The organism is Escherichia coli, assembly GCF_036503815.1.
GTDB classification, from domain to species: domain Bacteria; phylum Pseudomonadota; class Gammaproteobacteria; order Enterobacterales; family Enterobacteriaceae; genus Escherichia; species Escherichia coli_F.
Window position 1 is genome coordinate 4,470,553 of sequence record NZ_AP027764.1, and the last position, 17,945, is coordinate 4,488,497.

Genomic DNA, 17,945 nt, shown 5'->3' on the forward strand with positions numbered 1-17,945 from the left:
CGGAAAAATGAAAACATATGCTACAGAATGGCGCTCATCACGCCATTCTTCGCGGTTAATTCAGTAATTTTTCAGAATTATGCCCGGTCAACGCTAAAGGCGATGACTTCAGCCAGTGTCTCCGCGCCCAGCGCCAACATCACCAGACGATCAACGCCTAATGCCACGCCGGAACAGTCAGGCATACCGACTTTCAAGGCTTCAATAAGATTCTGGTCAATGGGGTGCTGCGGCAAACCGCGCGCCGCGCGCTTACGGTTATCTTGTTCAAAACGTTGTTGCTGCTCACGGGCATCCGTCAATTCATGGAAACCATTCGCCAGCTCAATACCTTTATAATAAACCTCAAAGCGTTCAGCGACCCGATGATCTTCGGTACTGATTTGCGCCAGTGATGCCTGGCTGGCCGGAAAGTGGTACACAAAGGTCGGTTTTTCTTTGCCAATATTTGGCTCTACGCCAAAGGTAAACAGCAGTTGTAGCAGCGTGTCGCGGTCTTCTTCGGTATCGGCAACGTTGCTCAAATCCAGTTTCGCTGCCACTTCCCGCAGTTGCGTTTTGTCGGCAGAGAGTGGGTCAATTTCCAGATAACGCAAGAAAGCTTGTTGATAAGAAAGACTTTCTGCTGCCGGGCAGTCCAGCACCTGTTGCAAGAGATCGTCCACCTCGTTCATCAACCGGTACATATCATAGTGCGGTCGATACCACTCAAGCATAGTGAATTCAGGGTTGTGATAACGCCCCATCTCTTCATTACGGAAGCTGCGACACAGCTGGAAAACCGGCCCACAACCGGCAACCAGCAGGCGTTTCATATGGTATTCCGGGCTGGTCATTAACCAGAGATTCATCCCCTGCGAATGCCCGGGGCCAACGAAACGCGTCTCAAACGGGACCAAATGAATATCGGTTACCGTCGCCTGGCTCATACAAGGCGTCTCCACCTCCAGCACTCCACGATCGGCAAAGAAACGACGGATCTCCGCCATAATCGCCGCGCGTTTTAATAAGTTAGGAATGGATGCGCTCGGCTGCCAGGATGCCGTTTCGCTCATAGTTAAATCTCCATTTTTTGACAAGGGCACGAAGTCTACTCGCAACGCGGCGGCGAGACAAATTTTACGCAGGTATCAATCAACGGTGGGCGGTGACTAAAAAAAGCACGATCTGATGGTTTAGTAATTAAATTAATCATCTTCAGTGATAATTTAGCCCTCTTGCGCACTAAAAAAATCGATCTCGTCAAATTTCAGACTTATCCATCAGACTATACTGTTGTACCTATAAAGGAGCAGTGGAATAGCGTTCGCAGACCGTAACTTTCAGGCACTTACCCTGAAGTACGGGGCTGTGGGATAAAAACAATCTGGAGGAATGTCGTGCAAACCTTTCAAGCCGATCTTGCCATTGTAGGCGCCGGTGGCGCGGGATTACGTGCTGCAATTGCTGCCGCGCAGGCAAATCCAAATGCAAAAATCGCACTAATCTCAAAAGTATACCCTATGCGTAGCCATACCGTTGCTGCAGAAGGGGGCTCCGCCGCTGTCGCGCAGGATCATGACAGCTTCGAATATCACTTTCACGATACAGTAGCGGGTGGCGACTGGTTGTGTGAGCAGGATGTCGTGGATTATTTCGTCCACCACTGCCCAACCGAAATGACCCAACTGGAACTGTGGGGATGCCCATGGAGCCGTCGCCCGGATGGTAGCGTCAACGTACGTCGCTTCGGCGGCATGAAAATCGAGCGTACCTGGTTCGCCGCCGATAAAACCGGCTTCCATATGCTGCACACGCTGTTCCAGACCTCTCTGCAATTCCCGCAGATCCAGCGTTTTGACGAGCACTTCGTACTGGATATTCTGGTTGATGATGGTCATGTTCGCGGCCTGGTAGCAATGAACATGATGGAAGGCACGCTGGTGCAGATCCGTGCTAACGCGGTCGTTATGGCTACCGGCGGTGCAGGTCGCGTTTATCGTTACAACACCAACGGCGGCATCGTTACCGGTGACGGTATGGGTATGGCGCTAAGCCACGGCGTTCCGCTGCGTGACATGGAATTCGTTCAGTATCACCCAACCGGTCTGCCAGGTTCCGGTATCTTGATGACCGAAGGCTGCCGCGGTGAAGGCGGTATTCTGGTCAACAAAAATGGCTACCGTTATCTGCAAGATTACGGCATGGGTCCGGAAACTCCACTGGGCGAGCCGAAAAACAAATATATGGAACTGGGTCCACGCGACAAAGTTTCTCAGGCCTTCTGGCATGAATGGCGTAAAGGCAACACCATCTCCACACCGCGTGGCGATGTGGTTTACCTCGACCTGCGTCACCTCGGCGAGAAAAAACTGCACGAACGTCTGCCGTTCATCTGCGAACTGGCGAAAGCGTACGTTGGCGTCGATCCGGTTAAAGAACCGATTCCGGTACGTCCGACCGCGCACTACACCATGGGCGGTATCGAAACCGATCAGAACTGTGAAACCCGCATTAAAGGTCTGTTCGCCGTGGGTGAATGTTCCTCTGTTGGTCTGCACGGTGCAAACCGTCTGGGCTCCAACTCCCTGGCGGAACTGGTGGTCTTCGGCCGTCTGGCCGGTGAACAAGCGACAGAGCGTGCAGCAACTGCCGGTAATGGCAACGAAGCGGCAATTGAAGCGCAGGCAGCTGGCGTTGAACAACGTCTGAAAGATCTGGTTAACCAGGATGGCGGCGAAAACTGGGCGAAGATCCGCGACGAAATGGGCCTGGCAATGGAAGAAGGTTGCGGTATCTACCGTACGCCGGAACTGATGCAGAAAACCATCGACAAGCTGGCTGAGCTGCAGGAACGCTTCAAGCGCGTGCGCATCACCGACACCTCCAGCGTGTTCAACACCGACCTGCTCTACACCATTGAACTGGGTCACGGTCTGAACGTTGCTGAATGTATGGCGCACTCCGCAATGGCACGTAAAGAGTCCCGCGGCGCGCACCAGCGTCTGGACGAAGGTTGCACCGAGCGTGACGACGTCAACTTCCTCAAACACACCCTCGCCTTCCGCGATGCTGATGGCACTACTCGCCTGGAGTACAGCGACGTGAAGATTACTACGCTGCCGCCAGCTAAACGCGTTTACGGTGGCGAAGCGGATGCAGCCGATAAGGCGGAAGCAGCCAATAAGAAGGAGAAGGCGAATGGCTGAGATGAAAAACCTGAAAATTGAGGTGGTGCGCTATAACCCGGAAGTCGATACCGCACCGCATAGCGCATTCTATGAAGTGCCTTATGACGCAACTACCTCATTACTGGATGCGCTGGGCTACATCAAAGACAACCTGGCACCGGACCTGAGCTACCGCTGGTCCTGCCGTATGGCGATTTGTGGTTCCTGCGGCATGATGGTTAACAACGTGCCAAAACTGGCATGTAAAACCTTCTTGCGTGATTACACCGACGGTATGAAGGTTGAAGCGTTAGCTAACTTCCCGATTGAACGCGATCTGGTGGTCGATATGACCCACTTCATCGAAAGTCTGGAAGCGATCAAACCGTACATCATCGGCAACTCCCGCACCGCGGATCAGGGTACTAACATCCAGACCCCGGCGCAGATGGCGAAGTATCACCAGTTCTCCGGTTGCATCAACTGTGGTCTGTGCTATGCCGCGTGCCCGCAGTTTGGCCTGAACCCCGAGTTCATCGGTCCGGCTGCCATTACGCTGGCGCATCGTTATAACGAAGATAGCCGCGACCACGGTAAGAAGGAGCGTATGGCGCAGTTGAACAGCCAGAACGGCGTATGGAGCTGTACTTTCGTGGGCTACTGCTCCGAAGTCTGTCCGAAACACGTCGATCCGGCTGCGGCCATTCAGCAGGGCAAAGTAGAAAGTTCGAAAGACTTTCTTATCGCGACCCTGAAACCACGCTAAGGAGTGCAACATGACGACTAAACGTAAACCGTATGTACGGCCAATGACGTCCACCTGGTGGAAAAAATTGCCGTTTTATCGCTTTTACATGCTGCGCGAAGGCACGGCGGTTCCGGCTGTGTGGTTCAGCATTGAACTGATTTTCGGGTTGTTTGCCCTGAAAAATGGCCCGGAAGCCTGGGCGGGATTCGTCGACTTTTTACAAAACCCGGTTATCGTGATCATTAACCTGATCACTCTGGCGGCAGCCCTGCTGCACACCAAAACCTGGTTTGAGCTGGCACCGAAAGCGGCCAATATCATTGTAAAAGACGAAAAAATGGGACCAGAGCCAATTATCAAAAGTCTCTGGGCGGTAACCGTGGTTGCCACCATCGTAATCCTGTTTGTTGCCCTGTACTGGTAAGGAGCCTGAGATGATTAATCCAAATCCAAAGCGTTCTGACGAACCGGTATTCTGGGGCCTCTTCGGGGCCGGTGGTATGTGGAGCGCCATCATTGCGCCGGTGATGATCCTGCTGGTGGGTATTCTGCTGCCGCTGGGGCTGTTTCCGGGTGATGCGCTGAGCTACGAGCGCGTTCTGGCGTTCGCGCAAAGCTTCATTGGTCGCGTATTCCTGTTCCTGATGATCGTTCTGCCACTGTGGTGTGGTTTACACCGTATGCACCACGCGATGCACGATCTGAAAATCCACGTACCTGCGGGCAAATGGGTTTTCTACGGTCTGGCTGCTATCCTGACAGTTGTCACACTGATTGGTGTCGTTACAATCTAACGCATCGCCAATGTAAATCCGGCCCGCCTATGGCGGGCCGTTTTGTATGGAAACCAGACCCTATGTTCAAAACGACGCTCTGCGCCTTATTAATTACCGCCTCTTGCTCCACATTTGCTGCCCCTCAACAAATCAACGATATTGTGCATCGCACAATTACCCCGCTTATAGAGCAACAAAAGATCCCCGGTATGGCGGTGGCGGTAATTTATCAGGGTAAACCTTATTACTTTACCTGGGGCTATGCGGACGTAGATAAAAAGCAGCCCGTCACGCAGCAAACGCTGTTTGAGTTAGGCTCGGTCAGCAAAACATTTACGGGCGTGCTTGGTGGCGACGCTATTGCACGAGGGGAAATCAAGTTAAGCGATCCCGCGACAAAATACTGGCCTGAACTTACCGCTAAACAATGGAATGGGATCACACTATTACATCTTGCGACCTACACCGCTGGCGGCCTGCCGTTACAGGTGCCGGATGATGTTAAATCCTCAAGCGACTTGCTGCGCTTCTATCAAAACTGGCAACCTGCATGGGCTCCAGGAACACAACGTCTGTATGCCAACGCCAGTATTGGGTTGTTCGGTGCACTGGCGGTGAAACCATCCGGTTTGAGCTTTGAACAGGCGATGCAAACTCGTGTTTTCCAGCCACTCAAACTCACTCATACGTGGATTAATGTGCCGTCCGCAGAAGAAAAGCATTACGCCTGGGGATATCGCGAAGGTAAGGCAGTGCATGTTTCGCCAGGGGCGTTAGATGCTGAAGCTTATGGTGTGAAGTCGACCATTGAAGATATGGCCCGCTGGGTGCAAAGCAATTTAAAACCCCTTGATATCAATGAGAAAACACTTCAACAAGGGATACAACTGGCACAATCTCGCTACTGGCAAACCGGCGATATGTATCAGGGCCTGGGCTGGGAAATGCTGGACTGGCCGGTAAATCCTGACACCATCATAAACGGCAGTGATAATAAAATTGCACTGGCAGCACGCCCCGTAAAAGCGATTACGCCCCCAACTCCTGCAGTACGCGCATCATGGGTACATAAAACGGGGGCGACCGGTGGATTTGGTAGCTATGTCGCGTTTATTCCAGAAAAAGAGCTGGGCATTGTGATGCTGGCTAACAAAAACTATCCCAATCCAGCGAGAGTTGCCGCCGCCTCGCAGATTCTCAACGCTCTACAGTAAAATTTCATCGGGTCCGAATTTTCGGACCTTTTCTCCGCTTTTCCTTGCTGTCATCTACACTTAGAAAAAAACCAGTAAGGAAACATTTATGCGCCTGCTCCCTCTCGTTGCCGCAGCGACAGCTGCATTTCTGGTCGTTGCCTGCAGTTCTCCTACGCCGCCGCGTGGCGTGACAGTAGTGAATAATTTCGACGCCAAACGTTATCTCGGTACCTGGTATGAGATTGCCCGTTTTGATCACCGCTTTGAACGTGGACTGGAAAAAGTCACCGCAACATACAGTCTGCGGGATGATGGCGGCCTGAATGTCATTAATAAAGGCTATAATCCTGACAGAGAAATGTGGCAGCAGAGTGAAGGGAAAGCGTACTTTACCGGCGCACCAACTCGCGCTGCGCTGAAAGTGTCATTCTTTGGCCCTTTCTATGGCGGTTATAACGTCATTGCACTTGATCGGGAATACCGCCATGCGCTGGTTTGCGGCCCGGATCGCGACTACCTGTGGATACTCTCCCGCACGCCAACCATTTCTGACGAAGTGAAACAGGAGATGCTGGCAGTCGCGACCCGGGAAGGGTTTGATGTCAGTAAGTTTATTTGGGTACAGCAGCCCGGTAGTTAGTGAGTGCTGAGTTTCAGACCAATAATCCCCAATACGATTAACGCCAGGCTCGCCAGGCGCATCGGGTTAGCGGACTCACCGAGCAGCACAATGCCGATGATAGCCGCGCCGACTGCGCCAATCCCCGTCCACACAGCATAAGCCGTCCCCACCGGTAACGATTTCATTGCCCAGGCAAGTAACGCCATACTGACAATCATCGCCGTCACGGTAATAACACTAGGCGTCAAACGACTAAAGCCGTGGGTATATTTCAGGCCAACGGCCCATACCACTTCCAGCAGACCAGCAATAACTAAGATAATCCAGGACATATCAGGCTCCGGAGAATTGGGGCCGTCCCCGGTGAAAAGAGGCGTTTGCAGGTCGTCCTGCAAAGCTGATGGTTGAACGGATATTTTGCCAGGTGGCAGGGGAATTTCAACTATTACCTTTGTGACTATCGCAAAAAAACAAACGGCACGACATAACTGTCGTACCGTTATTGCTTACTGCTGCGCTTTCGTTGCTGCGCCAGAAATCGCGTTACCGCCATCAGAAATGTCTTCACCAACGCCACGCGTGGTGTTGCAAGCAGTTAATACTGTTGAAAGCACCAGAACAGAAAAGATCGCTGCAATTGTCTTCTTCACCATAACGTCTTCCTTTTAGGTAATGTTATTTATGTTTGCCTATAGCAAATTAATAATAGACAACATCGCCAAAAATGACGGAAATCTGATGATTTTTCGGAAGAGAAGAAAAACTAGCTGGCAGCGCGGGAGATTGAGTTGCCGAGATGTTTGATATCTTCGCCGAAACCGCGAGCGGTGTTACAGCCCGTGAGCAGCGTGCTGGCAAGCAAAACAAGAACGATAAGGCGTTTCATCATCTCTGACCAGAATAAGTGATGGTGCAGCCAACAGGCCGCACCAAAACCGCATTACTTCACGCGAGAGACGTATTCACCAGAGCGGGTATCCACTTTGATGACTTCTCCGATCTGTACGAACAGCGGAACTTTAACCACTGCGCCAGTAGACAGGGTAGCCGGTTTGCCGCCAGTACCTGCGGTATCCCCTTTCAGGCCTGGATCGGTATCAACGATTTCCAGTTCAACAAAGTTCGGCGGAGTAACGGAGATCGGCTGACCATTCCACAGAGTTACGATACACTCTGCCTGATCCAGCAACCATTTAGCGTTGTCGCCAATTGCTTTTGCATCAGCAGACAGTTGCTCGAAAGTTTCGTTGTTCATGAAGTGCCAGAACTCACCGTCGTTGTACAGGTAAGTCAGGTTCATATCGACAACATCAGCGCCTTCAGCGGAATCAGTAGATTTGAAGGTTTTTTCTACGCGAGTACCGGTCAGCAGACGACGCAGTTTAACGCGAGCAAATGCCTGGCCTTTACCCGGTTTTACGAATTCACTCGCTTCAACCGCGTAAGGTTCGCCGTCTAACATGATTTTAAGACCAGCACGAAAATCGTTGCTATAGTACGTTGCCATAAGGCCCTCTGAAATTTGTTAATTGGTAGCTAAGCCACAAAATGGCGCATATTGTAACCCTAAATACCCCATCCAGAGAAGATTGGTTAACGCAACTTGCCGATGTTGTGACCGATCCTGATGAACTTCTGCGTCTTTTGAATATAGACGCGGACGAAAAACTGTTGGCCGGACGCAGCGCCAAAAAGCTGTTTGCCCTGCGTGTGCCCCGCTCATTTATCGATCGCATGGAGAAAGGCAATCCGGACGATCCACTTTTGCGTCAGGTACTTACCTCGCAAGATGAGTTTGTCGTCGCGCCCGGATTCTCCACCGACCCGCTGGAAGAACAGCACAGCGTAGTGCCAGGTTTGTTGCATAAATACCACAACCGGGCGCTTTTGCTGGTCAAAGGCGGCTGCGCGGTAAATTGCCGCTATTGCTTTCGTCGCCATTTCCCGTATGCCGAAAATCAGGGCAACAAGCGTAACTGGCAGACTGCACTTGAGTATGTTGCTGCGCATCCGGAACTGGACGAGATGATTTTCTCCGGCGGCGATCCGCTGATGGCGAAAGATCACGAGCTGGACTGGTTGCTTACACAACTGGAAGCCATCCCGCATATCAAACGTCTGCGGATTCACAGCCGTCTGCCGATTGTTATCCCGGCACGCATCACAGATGCGCTGGTTGAACGCTTTTCACATTCTACGCTGCAAATCTTGCTGGTGAATCACATCAACCATGCCAATGAGGTAGATGAAACATTCCGCCAGGCGATGGCTAAGTTGCGCCGGGTAGGCGTTACTTTGCTGAACCAGAGCGTTCTGTTACGTGGTGTGAATGATAACGCACAAACGCTGGCAAACCTGAGTAATGCGTTGTTCGATGCGGGCGTGATGCCGTATTACCTGCATGTGCTCGATAAAGTACAGGGCGCGGCGCATTTTATGGTGAGTGATGACGAAGCACGGCAGATTATGCGTGAGTTGCTGACGCTGGTATCTGGATATATGGTGCCGAAACTGGCGCGCGAGATTGGCGGCGAACCCAGTAAAACGCCACTGGATCTCCAGCTACGCCAGCAGTAACTGATTAAACAGGGAAGTTTAATCTTTGCACGTTGCATAACCTTTAATTATTCATATACATTGCTGTTATTACTTTTTATATAACCAACACCAATAATTAACCTTTCTTTTCTGTTTATATAGAGTGAGCACGGCTATTTATGTTATTTTAACAACTATTACTACCAAGCCCATTTATCTGGCTTATAAATTAAAATTAATTATTTAATTGAGAAATGGTTAGGGAGAACCTACATGGCCATAAGCATCAAGGGAGTTAATACCGGTGTTATTCGCAAGAGTAATAATTTCATTGCACTGGCGCTGAAAATTAAAGAGCCTCGCAATAAAGAATCGTTGTTCTTTATGTCTGTCATGGAACTGCGAGACCTGCTGATTGCGCTGGAAAGCCGTCTGCATCAAAAGCATAAACTGGATGCTGCAGCACGCCTTCAGTATGAGCAAGCTCGCGATAAAGTCATTAAGAAAATGGCAGAAAATATCCCAGAAATTCTGGTTGATGAGCTTAAAAATGCCGATATTAATCGTCGAGTTAACACGCTGGAACTTACCGATAATCAGGGTGAAAATCTTATCTTCGTATTAACGCTACATGACGGTAGCAAATGTGAGTTAGTCGTCAATGAGTTGCAGATTGAAATGCTGGCGCGAGCAATCATTCATGCAATTAATAATGCGGAAATGCGCGAACTGGCATTACGTATTACATCACTCTTAGATTTCCTGCCGTTATACGACGTTGACTGCCAGGACAATGGCAATCTGGAATATGACACCTATTCCCAACCAGAATGGAAACATAATCTGTTTAGTCATTATCTGGCGGTACTTTATCGCTTTAAAGATGAAAGTGGCAAAGAGCAATTTAGCGGCGCAGTAGTGAAAACGCGTGAAGCAACACCGGGTAAAGAAGTGGAGGCTATCACTCGCCGGATGCTTGATTTCAGCCCTAGATTGAAAAAACTCGCGGGTGTGCCATGTCAGGTCTATGTTCGCACCGTAGCGGCAAATAACACCCAACCGCTAACCCAGGATCAATGCTTACGCGCGCTGCATCACTTACGTGTTCAGTCCATCAGCAAAAGTGCACCACAAGCGAAATAATCTCATCTTTGCTAATGCGAGGCTGGAGTCATCCAGCCTCTGAATCACATCAATTCGGGCACTTATATACCTGGCCGATAATCTGGCTATCCGTCGGGACAAAACTGGACAACATCCCCTGCGACGGGCTGCTGATACCATAAATCACGTTACCGCCCATTGCTGCCGCCTGGTTGCGCAGATCGTTTGCTGCGCCGCGCATAGAACCGCCCTCTTCACCGTGTTGCCCGGAAAGCCAGTTACTTTGCTTACCTGTCGCAGTACCAATCAGCTGGCACTCTGCGCCTGGCTGCTCGTCCACAATGCGTACACTCTGACCGGCAGCACTCAATTCGTTGCTGGAGCTACAACCCGCCATCAGTAGCGCGGCACCGACAATCCCTGCTAAGTATTTTACGTGCATGTTATTCCCCATAATCAATGAGCTGGACGCCACTCGCGTCGTCCGTGTCTGAATCTTATACTAGAAAGATGACTAAAAGAAAAACCCCCAGACATTTCTGCCCGGGGGTTTGTTTATTTCTGCGAGTTGCAGGGCAATTACATCATGCCGCCCATGCCACCCATGCCGCCCATACCGCCAGCAGCGCCTAAGTCAGCTGCATCGTTTTTCGGCAGGTCGGTAACCATGCACTCGGTGGTGATCATCAGGCCAGCCACAGAAGCCGCGTACTGCAGAGCAGAGCGGGTTACTTTGGTTGGGTCCAGGATACCCATGTCGATCATGTTGCCGTATTCTTCGGTTGCTGCGTTGTAACCGTAGTTGCCGTCGCCGCCTTTAACGGTGTTAGCAACAACAGACGGTTCTTCGCCGCAGTTCAGGACGATCTGACGCAGCGGAGCTTCCATTGCACGCAGTGCAACTTTGATACCTACGTTCTGGTCTTCGTTCTGACCACGCAGGTCTGCCAGTTTAGACGCTACGCGGATCAGCGCAACACCACCACCAGCAACCACGCCTTCTTCTACCGCAGCACGGGTCGCGTGCAGGGCGTCTTCAACGCGTGCTTTTTTCTCTTTCATTTCAACTTCGGTAGCAGCACCAACTTTGATAACTGCAACGCCGCCAGCCAGTTTCGCTACGCGCTCCTGCAGTTTTTCACGGTCGTAGTCAGAAGTTGCTTCTTCAATCTGCTGACGGATCTGAGCAACACGGCCCTGGATTGCAGCTTCTTCACCCACGCCATCGATGATAGTGGTGGTGTCTTTGTTGATCACAACACGTTTAGCCTGACCCAGGTCTTCCAGGGTTGCTTTTTCCAGCTCCATACCGATCTCTTCAGAGATCACGGTACCGCCAGTCAGGGTTGCGATATCCTGCAGCATAGCTTTACGACGATCGCCGAAGCCCGGAGCTTTAACCGCAGCAACTTTCACGATGCCACGCATGGTGTTAACAACCAGAGTTGCCAGCGCTTCGCCTTCTACATCTTCAGCGATGATCAGCAGCGGTTTGCCTGCTTTTGCAACGGCTTCCAGAACCGGCAGCATTTCGCGGATGTTGGAGATTTTCTTGTCAGCCAGCAGGATGAACGGGCTTTCCAGTTCTACTGCGCCAGTTTCCGGCTTGTTGATGAAGTAAGGAGACAGGTAGCCACGGTCGAACTGCATACCTTCAACCACGTCCAGTTCATCCTGCAGACCGGTACCGTCTTCAACGGTGATAACGCCTTCTTTACCGACTTTGTCCATCGCTTCAGCGATCAGTTTACCTACGGTTTCGTCGGAGTTAGCGGAGATAGTACCAACCTGAGCAATCGCTTTAGAGTCGGAGCACGGTACGGACAGCGCTTTCAGTTCTTCAACTGCAGCGGTAACGGCTTTGTCGATACCACGTTTCAGGTCCATCGGGTTCATGCCCGCAGCAACAGCTTTCAGACCTTCAGTGATGATAGCCTGAGCCAGTACGGTTGCGGTGGTGGTACCGTCGCCTGCAGCGTCGTTCGCTTTAGAGGCAACTTCTTTCACCATCTGCGCACCCATGTTTTCGAACTTGTCTTCCAGTTCGATTTCACGAGCAACGGAAACACCATCTTTGGTGATGGTCGGTGCACCGAAAGATTTATCCAGAACTACGTTACGACCTTTTGGGCCGAGGGTAACTTTCACTGCATCTGCCAGTACGTTTACGCCGCGCAGCATTTTCACACGAGCGTCGTTACCGAATTTTACGTCTTTAGCTGCCATTATCTTTATTCCTTAAATTCGTATGTTCAGTGTCGTGCGCGGATTACGCTTCAACAATTGCCAGAATGTCGCTTTCGGACATGATCAACACTTCTTCATTGTCGATCTTCTCAGATTTCACACCGTAGCCATCGTTGAAAATAACGATGTCGCCAACTTTCACGTCCAGCGGCTTCACTTCGCCATTTTCAAGGATACGGCCATTGCCGACAGCCAGCACTTCGCCACGGGTAGATTTAGCCGCTGCAGAGCCGGTCAGAACGATGCCGCCAGCAGATTTAGTTTCAACTTCTTTACGCTTGACGATCACGCGATCATGCAATGGACGAATATTCATTGATAACTCTCCTTTGAGAAAGTCCGTATCTGTTATGGGTGACGCCGGACCTTAAGTGGTTTCCCGGCTGGTGACCAGAGAAATGGGGGTGAGGCTTCGCCCCTTCAAGGGGGAAAATGAAAAAAAATTCTGATCAGCACAAAATCGGGTGAAAACACTGATTCACCTCACATTTCATCGCAATTTATTCATCGCCGTCATAAGCGAATCTGATTGTGCTACCATCGAAAATCTACGCAGTTGCCCAAGATTTGGGCGCAATCGGACATCAACCCATGAGTGGACTCAAACAAGAACTGGGGCTGGCCCAGGGCATCGGCCTGCTATCGACGTCATTATTAGGCACTGGCGTGTTTGCCGTTCCTGCGTTAGCTGCACTGGTAGCAGGCAATACCAGCCTGTGGGCGTGGCCCGTTTTGATTATCTTAGTGTTCCCGATTGCGATTGTGTTTGCGATTCTGGGTCGCCACTATCCCAGTGCAGGCGGCGTCGCACACTTCGTCGGTATGGCGTTTGGTTCGCGGCTTGAGCGAGTCACCGGCTGGTTATTTTTATCGGTCATTCCCGTGGGTTTGCCTGCCGCGCTACAAATTGCCGCCGGGTTCGGCCAGGCAATGTTTGGCTGGCATAGCTGGCAACTGTTGTTGGCAGAACTCGGTACGCTGGCGCTGGTGTGGTATATCGGTACTCGCGGTGCCAGTTCCAGTGCTAATCTACAAACAGTTATTGCCGGACTTATCGTCGCGCTGATTGTCGCTATCTGGTGGGCGGGCGATATCAAACCTGCGAATATCCCCTTCCCTGCACCTGGTAATATCGAACTTACCGGGTTATTTGCTGCGTTATCAGTGATGTTATGGTGCTTTGTCGGTCTGGAAGCATTTGCCCATCTTGCCTCGGAATTTAAAAATCCAGAGCGTGATTTTCCTCGCGCGTTGATGATTGGTCTGCTGCTGGCAGGATTAGTCTACTGGGGCTGTACGGTAGTCGTCTTACACTTCGACGCCTACGGTGAAAAAATGGCAGCGGCAGCATCGCTTCCAAAAATTGTGGTGCAGCTGTTCGGTGTAGGGGCGTTATGGATTGCCTGCGTGATTGGCTATCTGGCCTGCTTTGCCAGTCTCAACATTTATATACAGAGCTTCGCCCGCCTGGTCTGGTCGCAGGCGCAACATAATCCTGACCACTACCTGGCACGCCTCTCTTCTCGTCATATCCCGAATAATGCCCTCAATGCGGTGCTCGGCTGCTGCGTGGTGAGCACGTTGGTGATTCATGCTTTAGAGATCAATCTGGACGCACTTATCATCTATGCCAATGGCATCTTTATTATGATTTATCTGTTATGCATGCTGGCAGGTTGTAAATTATTGCAAGGACGTTATCGACTACTGGCGGTGGTTGGCGGGCTGTTATGCGTTCTGTTACTGGCAATGTTCGGCTGGAAAAGTCTCTATGCGCTGATCATGCTGGCGGGGTTATGGCTGTTTCTGCCAAAACGAAAAACGCCGGAAAATGGCATAACCACATAATCCGGCGTTTCGGCATTAATCCTGGCGATCGTCTTCTTTATGATCAAGGCGGTCGCGCTCATCATCCTTTCGCTGGTACTCACCATCAAAAGTATTACCGCCACCTGTCCCGGCTCTAAAACCGCCGCCTGGCATGCGAGAAAAGCGCAAATGCGGCATCAACTTCACTGTCAGATGCTTTTGCACCGGCGGTAATAAAAGCAGAAGACCGAGGAAGTCGGTGAAAAAGCCCGGTAATAAAAGCAGCAAACCGGCAATGATCAGCGAAACACTTTTAATCATCTCCGCCGCTGGGTTTTCACCTGCCGCCATTTTTTGCTGCATCAGCACGAAATTCTTAAAGCCCTGGTTACGTACCAGTGACATACCGATAACTGACGTGAATATAACCAGCACGAGGGTCAGCAATACCCCCAATACATGGGCAACCTGAATAAAGATTGAAATCTCAATATAGACATAAAGGAAAATGGCAATAAAAGGTAACCAGCGCAAAGGTTTCTCCTGTAATAGCAGCCGGTTAAACCCGGCTACCTGAATGGGTTGCGAATCGCGTTCAGCTTATATTGTGGTCATTAGCAAAATTTCAAGATGTTTGCGCAACTATTTTTGGTAGTAATCCCAAAGCGGTGATCTATTTCACAAATTAATAATTAAGGGGTAAAAACCGACACTTAAAGTGATCCAGATTACGGTAGAAATCCTCAAGCAGCATATGATCTCGGGTATTCGGTCGATGCAGGGGATAATCGTCGGTCGAAAAACATTCGAAACCACATATATTCTGTGTGTTTAAAGCAAATCATTGGCAGCTTGAAAAAGAAGGTTCACATGTCAAACAACATTCGTATCGAAGAAGATCTGTTGGGTACCAGGGAAGTTCCAGCTGATGCCTACTATGGTGTTCACACTCTGAGAGCGATTGAAAACTTCTATATCAGCAACAACAAAATCAGTGATATTCCTGAATTTGTTCGCGGTATGGTAATGGTTAAAAAAGCCGCAGCTATGGCAAACAAAGAGCTGCAAACCATTCCTAAAAGTGTAGCGAATGCCATCATTGCCGCATGTGATGAAGTCCTGAACAACGGAAAATGCATGGATCAGTTCCCGGTAGACGTCTACCAGGGCGGCGCAGGTACTTCCGTAAACATGAACACCAACGAAGTGCTGGCCAATATCGGTCTGGAACTGATGGGTCACCAGAAAGGTGAATATCAGTACCTGAACCCGAACGACCATGTTAACAAATGTCAGTCCACTAACGACGCCTACCCGACCGGTTTCCGTATCGCAGTTTACTCTTCCCTGATTAAGCTGGTAGATGCGATTAACCAACTGCGTGAAGGCTTTGAACGTAAAGCTGTCGAATTCCAGGACATCCTGAAAATGGGTCGTACCCAGCTGCAGGACGCAGTACCGATGACCCTCGGTCAGGAATTCCGCGCTTTCAGCATCCTGCTGAAAGAAGAAGTGAAAAATATCCAACGTACCGCTGAGCTGCTGCTGGAAGTTAACCTTGGCGCAACAGCAATCGGTACTGGTCTGAACACGCCGAAAGAGTACTCTCCGCTGGCAGTGAAAAAACTGGCTGAAGTCACTGGCTTCCCATGCGTACCGGCTGAAGACCTGATCGAAGCGACCTCTGACTGCGGCGCTTATGTTATGGTTCACGGCGCGCTGAAACGCCTGGCTGTGAAGATGTCCAAAATCTGTAACGACCTGCGCTTGCTCTCTTCTGGTCCACGTGCCGGCCTGAACGAGATCAACCTGCCGGAACTGCAGGCGGGCTCTTCCATCATGCCAGCTAAAGTAAACCCGGTTGTTCCGGAAGTGGTTAACCAGGTATGCTTCAAAGTCATCGGTAACGACACCACTGTTACCATGGCAGCTGAAGCAGGTCAGCTGCAGTTGAACGTTATGGAGCCGGTCATTGGCCAGGCTATGTTCGAATCCGTTCACATTCTGACCAACGCTTGCTACAACCTGCTGGAAAAATGCATTAACGGCATCACGGCTAACAAAGAAGTGTGCGAAGGTTACGTTTACAACTCTATCGGTATCGTTACTTACTTGAACCCGTTCATCGGTCACCACAACGGTGACATCGTGGGTAAAATCTGTGCCGAAACCGGTAAGAGTGTACGTGAAGTCGTTCTGGAACGCGGTCTGTTGACTGAAGCGGAACTTGACGATATTTTCTCCGTACAGAATCTGATGCACCCGGCTTACAAAGCAAAACGCTATACTGATGAAAGCGAACAGTAATCGTACAGGGTAGTACAAATAAAGAAGGCACGTCAGATGACGTGCCTTTTTTCTTGTGAGTAGTAACTTAAAAATAACAATCTAATATCAACTTGTTAAAAAACAAGGAAGGCTAATATGCTAGTTGTAGAACTCATCATAGTTTTGCTGGCGATCTTCTTGGGCGCCAGATTGGGGGGAATAGGTATTGGTTTTGCAGGCGGATTGGGGGTGCTGGTTCTTGCCGCTATTGGCGTTAAACCCGGTAACATCCCGTTCGATGTCATTTCCATTATCATGGCGGTTATCGCCGCTATTTCTGCCATGCAGGTTGCTGGCGGTCTGGACTATCTGGTTCATCAGACAGAAAAGCTGCTGCGCCGTAACCCGAAATACATCACGATCCTCGCACCGATCGTGACCTATTTCCTGACTATCTTTGCTGGTACTGGCAACATCTCTCTGGCGACACTGCCAGTTATCGCTGAAGTTGCGAAGGAACAAGGCGTTAAACCTTGCCGTCCGCTGTCTACTGCAGTGGTATCCGCGCAGATTGCGATCACCGCATCGCCAATCTCAGCAGCAGTGGTTTACATGTCTTCCGTGATGGAAGGTCATGGCATCAGCTACCTCCATCTGCTCTCCGTGGTCATCCCGTCCACCCTGCTGGCGGTTCTGGTGATGTCCTTCCTGGTCACTATGCTGTTCAACTCCAAACTCTCTGACGATCCGATTTATCGCAAGCGTCTGGAAGAGGGCCTGGTTGAACTGCGCGGTGAAAAGCAGATTGAAATCAAATCCGGTGCAAAAACGTCCGTCTGGCTGTTCCTGCTGGGCGTAGTTGGCGTTGTTATCTATGCAATCATCAACAGCCCAAGCATGGGTCTGGTTGAAAAACCGCTGATGAACACCACCAACGCAATCCTGATCATCATGCTCAGCGTTGCAACTCTGACCACCGTTATCTGTAAAGTCGATACCGACAACATCCTCAACTCCAGCACCTTCAAAGCAGGTATGAGCGCCTGTATTTGTATCCTGGGTGTTGCGTGGCTGGGCGATACTTTCGTTTCCAACAACATCGACTGGATCAAAGATACCGCTGGTGAAGTGATTCAGGGTCATCCGTGGCTGCTGGCCGTCATCTTCTTCTTTGCTTCTGCTCTGCTGTACTCTCAGGCTGCAACCGCAAAAGCACTGATGCCGATGGCTCTGGCACTGAACGTTTCTCCGCTGACCGCTGTTGCTTCTTTCGCTGCGGTGTCTGGTCTGTTCATTCTGCCGACCTACCCGACGCTGGTTGCTGCGGTACAGATGGATGACACGGGTACTACCCGTATCGGTAAATTCGTCTTCAACCATCCGTTCTTCATCCCGGGTACTCTGGGTGTTGCCCTGGCTGTTTGCTTCGGCTTCTTGCTGGGTAGCTTCATGCTGTAATGACCAATCGCGGGGCTTCAGGCCCCGCTT

20 protein-coding genes are annotated in these 17,945 nt (G+C 50.6%); 11 read left to right on the forward strand and 9 right to left on the reverse strand.

The window, feature by feature from the left end:
- Positions 1 to 77 precede the first annotated feature (77 nt).
- Complete coding sequence (gene epmA, locus AABJ99_RS21425; RefSeq protein WP_000004771.1) at positions 78 to 1,055, reverse strand: elongation factor P--(R)-beta-lysine ligase; 978 nt, start codon at positions 1,053 to 1,055, stop codon at positions 78 to 80.
- Positions 1,056 to 1,379: 324 nt separating this feature from the next.
- Here epmA and frdA point away from each other — a divergent pair, with 324 nt between their 5' ends.
- The 6 genes from frdA (at position 1,380) to blc (ending at position 6,509) form a co-directional block, all read left to right on the forward strand.
- Entirely contained in the window at positions 1,380 to 3,188 is a 1,809-nt protein-coding gene (frdA, locus tag AABJ99_RS21430) for a fumarate reductase (quinol) flavoprotein subunit (protein ID WP_001192973.1), read from the forward strand.
- Entirely contained in the window at positions 3,181 to 3,915 is a 735-nt protein-coding gene (gene frdB / locus AABJ99_RS21435; RefSeq protein WP_000829498.1) for a fumarate reductase iron-sulfur protein, read from the forward strand. Before frdA ends, frdB begins: the two co-directional genes overlap by 8 nt.
- Positions 3,916 to 3,925: 10 nt before the next feature.
- The gene (gene frdC / locus AABJ99_RS21440; RefSeq protein WP_000208757.1) at positions 3,926 to 4,321 is read left to right on the forward strand and encodes a fumarate reductase subunit FrdC; all 396 of its coding nucleotides are present in this window, start codon (positions 3,926 to 3,928) and stop codon (positions 4,319 to 4,321) included.
- Between the two features lie 10 nt (positions 4,322 to 4,331).
- Positions 4,332 to 4,691, forward strand: coding sequence for a fumarate reductase subunit FrdD (gene frdD, locus AABJ99_RS21445; protein WP_000609663.1), 360 nt, complete (start codon positions 4,332 to 4,334; stop codon positions 4,689 to 4,691).
- Between the two features lie 62 nt (positions 4,692 to 4,753).
- A complete protein-coding gene (gene ampC / locus AABJ99_RS21450) occupies positions 4,754 to 5,887 on the forward strand; it encodes a BlaEC family class C beta-lactamase (RefSeq protein WP_039021649.1) in 1,134 nt (377 codons plus the stop codon).
- 88 nt (positions 5,888 to 5,975) lie between these two features.
- On the forward strand, positions 5,976 to 6,509 hold the full coding sequence (blc, locus tag AABJ99_RS21455; RefSeq protein WP_001238369.1) for a lipocalin Blc: 534 nt from the start codon (positions 5,976 to 5,978) through the stop codon (positions 6,507 to 6,509).
- Here the strand turns inward: blc and sugE are convergent.
- From sugE to efp, 4 genes are all read right to left on the reverse strand, one after another.
- Entirely contained in the window at positions 6,506 to 6,823 is a 318-nt protein-coding gene (sugE, locus tag AABJ99_RS21460; RefSeq protein WP_039021648.1) for a quaternary ammonium compound efflux SMR transporter SugE, read from the reverse strand. The two genes, blc and sugE, sit on opposite strands and share 4 nt — an antisense overlap.
- Before the next feature lie 174 nt (positions 6,824 to 6,997).
- Positions 6,998 to 7,144, reverse strand: a complete 147-nt coding sequence (ecnB, locus tag AABJ99_RS21465; protein WP_000239596.1) for a lipoprotein toxin entericidin B — start codon at positions 7,142 to 7,144, stop codon at positions 6,998 to 7,000.
- Between the two features lie 110 nt (positions 7,145 to 7,254).
- Positions 7,255 to 7,380: a lipoprotein antitoxin entericidin A gene (ecnA, locus tag AABJ99_RS21470; RefSeq protein WP_000977757.1), complete on the reverse strand. Its 126-nt coding sequence runs from the start codon at positions 7,378 to 7,380 to the stop codon at positions 7,255 to 7,257.
- A 51-nt stretch (positions 7,381 to 7,431) separates the two neighbouring features.
- Positions 7,432 to 7,998: an elongation factor P gene (gene efp / locus AABJ99_RS21475; protein ID WP_000257278.1), complete on the reverse strand. Its 567-nt coding sequence runs from the start codon at positions 7,996 to 7,998 to the stop codon at positions 7,432 to 7,434.
- Positions 7,999 to 8,039: 41 nt separating this feature from the next.
- Here efp and epmB point away from each other — a divergent pair, with 41 nt between their 5' ends.
- The gene (gene epmB / locus AABJ99_RS21480) at positions 8,040 to 9,068 is read left to right on the forward strand and encodes an EF-P beta-lysylation protein EpmB (protein WP_000940518.1); all 1,029 of its coding nucleotides are present in this window, start codon (positions 8,040 to 8,042) and stop codon (positions 9,066 to 9,068) included.
- A 234-nt stretch (positions 9,069 to 9,302) separates the two neighbouring features.
- Complete coding sequence (gene yjeJ / locus AABJ99_RS21485; protein ID WP_039021647.1) at positions 9,303 to 10,172, forward strand: YjeJ family protein; 870 nt, start codon at positions 9,303 to 9,305, stop codon at positions 10,170 to 10,172.
- Between the two features lie 49 nt (positions 10,173 to 10,221).
- Here yjeJ and yjeI read toward each other — a convergent pair whose 3' ends face one another.
- The 3 genes from yjeI to groS form a co-directional block, all read right to left on the reverse strand.
- Positions 10,222 to 10,575 (reverse strand): DUF4156 domain-containing protein, encoded by a 354-nt coding sequence (yjeI, locus tag AABJ99_RS21490; RefSeq protein ID WP_000558209.1) that lies wholly within the window; start codon positions 10,573 to 10,575, stop codon positions 10,222 to 10,224.
- Between the two features lie 137 nt (positions 10,576 to 10,712).
- Positions 10,713 to 12,359: a chaperonin GroEL gene (gene groL / locus AABJ99_RS21495; RefSeq protein ID WP_000729117.1), complete on the reverse strand. Its 1,647-nt coding sequence runs from the start codon at positions 12,357 to 12,359 to the stop codon at positions 10,713 to 10,715.
- Between the two features lie 43 nt (positions 12,360 to 12,402).
- On the reverse strand, positions 12,403 to 12,696 hold the full coding sequence (gene groS / locus AABJ99_RS21500; protein ID WP_001026276.1) for a co-chaperone GroES: 294 nt from the start codon (positions 12,694 to 12,696) through the stop codon (positions 12,403 to 12,405).
- 275 nt (positions 12,697 to 12,971) lie between these two features.
- Between groS and yjeH the strand changes: the two genes are divergently transcribed.
- Entirely contained in the window at positions 12,972 to 14,228 is a 1,257-nt protein-coding gene (gene yjeH, locus AABJ99_RS21505; protein WP_039021646.1) for an L-methionine/branched-chain amino acid transporter, read from the forward strand.
- A gap of 15 nt (positions 14,229 to 14,243) precedes the next feature.
- Here yjeH and fxsA read toward each other — a convergent pair whose 3' ends face one another.
- On the reverse strand, positions 14,244 to 14,723 hold the full coding sequence (fxsA, locus tag AABJ99_RS21510) for an FxsA family protein (protein WP_039021645.1): 480 nt from the start codon (positions 14,721 to 14,723) through the stop codon (positions 14,244 to 14,246).
- 336 nt (positions 14,724 to 15,059) lie between these two features.
- On the opposite strand from fxsA, the gene aspA reads away from it, so the two are divergent.
- Together aspA and dcuA are read left to right on the forward strand one after the other, a co-directional pair.
- On the forward strand, positions 15,060 to 16,496 hold the full coding sequence (gene aspA / locus AABJ99_RS21515; protein ID WP_000069437.1) for an aspartate ammonia-lyase: 1,437 nt from the start codon (positions 15,060 to 15,062) through the stop codon (positions 16,494 to 16,496).
- A gap of 117 nt (positions 16,497 to 16,613) precedes the next feature.
- The gene (gene dcuA, locus AABJ99_RS21520) at positions 16,614 to 17,915 is read left to right on the forward strand and encodes an anaerobic C4-dicarboxylate transporter DcuA (protein WP_000961957.1); all 1,302 of its coding nucleotides are present in this window, start codon (positions 16,614 to 16,616) and stop codon (positions 17,913 to 17,915) included.
- Positions 17,916 to 17,945: the final 30 nt, after the last annotated feature.

What these genes read in the sequence shown, in the direction of transcription:
- frdB (WP_000829498.1), top strand. Translation starts at nt 3,181, where the DNA reads ATGGCTGAGATGAAAAACCTGAAAATTGAGGTGGTGCGCTATAACCCG.
- ecnA (WP_000977757.1), bottom strand. Translation starts at nt 7,380, where the DNA reads ATGATGAAACGCCTTATCGTTCTTGTTTTGCTTGCCAGCACGCTGCTC.
- yjeJ (WP_039021647.1), top strand. Translation starts at nt 9,303, where the DNA reads ATGGCCATAAGCATCAAGGGAGTTAATACCGGTGTTATTCGCAAGAGT.
- yjeI (WP_000558209.1), bottom strand. Translation starts at nt 10,575, where the DNA reads ATGCACGTAAAATACTTAGCAGGGATTGTCGGTGCCGCGCTACTGATG.
- frdC (WP_000208757.1), top strand. Translation starts at nt 3,926, where the DNA reads ATGACGACTAAACGTAAACCGTATGTACGGCCAATGACGTCCACCTGG.
- efp (WP_000257278.1), bottom strand. Translation starts at nt 7,998, where the DNA reads ATGGCAACGTACTATAGCAACGATTTTCGTGCTGGTCTTAAAATCATG.
- groL (WP_000729117.1), bottom strand. Translation starts at nt 12,359, where the DNA reads ATGGCAGCTAAAGACGTAAAATTCGGTAACGACGCTCGTGTGAAAATG.
- yjeH (WP_039021646.1), top strand. Translation starts at nt 12,972, where the DNA reads ATGAGTGGACTCAAACAAGAACTGGGGCTGGCCCAGGGCATCGGCCTG.
- ampC (WP_039021649.1), top strand. Translation starts at nt 4,754, where the DNA reads ATGTTCAAAACGACGCTCTGCGCCTTATTAATTACCGCCTCTTGCTCC.
- epmA (WP_000004771.1), bottom strand. Translation starts at nt 1,055, where the DNA reads ATGAGCGAAACGGCATCCTGGCAGCCGAGCGCATCCATTCCTAACTTA.
- dcuA (WP_000961957.1), top strand. Translation starts at nt 16,614, where the DNA reads ATGCTAGTTGTAGAACTCATCATAGTTTTGCTGGCGATCTTCTTGGGC.
- groS (WP_001026276.1), bottom strand. Translation starts at nt 12,696, where the DNA reads ATGAATATTCGTCCATTGCATGATCGCGTGATCGTCAAGCGTAAAGAA.
- blc (WP_001238369.1), top strand. Translation starts at nt 5,976, where the DNA reads ATGCGCCTGCTCCCTCTCGTTGCCGCAGCGACAGCTGCATTTCTGGTC.
- aspA (WP_000069437.1), top strand. Translation starts at nt 15,060, where the DNA reads ATGTCAAACAACATTCGTATCGAAGAAGATCTGTTGGGTACCAGGGAA.
- ecnB (WP_000239596.1), bottom strand. Translation starts at nt 7,144, where the DNA reads ATGGTGAAGAAGACAATTGCAGCGATCTTTTCTGTTCTGGTGCTTTCA.
- frdD (WP_000609663.1), top strand. Translation starts at nt 4,332, where the DNA reads ATGATTAATCCAAATCCAAAGCGTTCTGACGAACCGGTATTCTGGGGC.
- sugE (WP_039021648.1), bottom strand. Translation starts at nt 6,823, where the DNA reads ATGTCCTGGATTATCTTAGTTATTGCTGGTCTGCTGGAAGTGGTATGG.
- epmB (WP_000940518.1), top strand. Translation starts at nt 8,040, where the DNA reads ATGGCGCATATTGTAACCCTAAATACCCCATCCAGAGAAGATTGGTTA.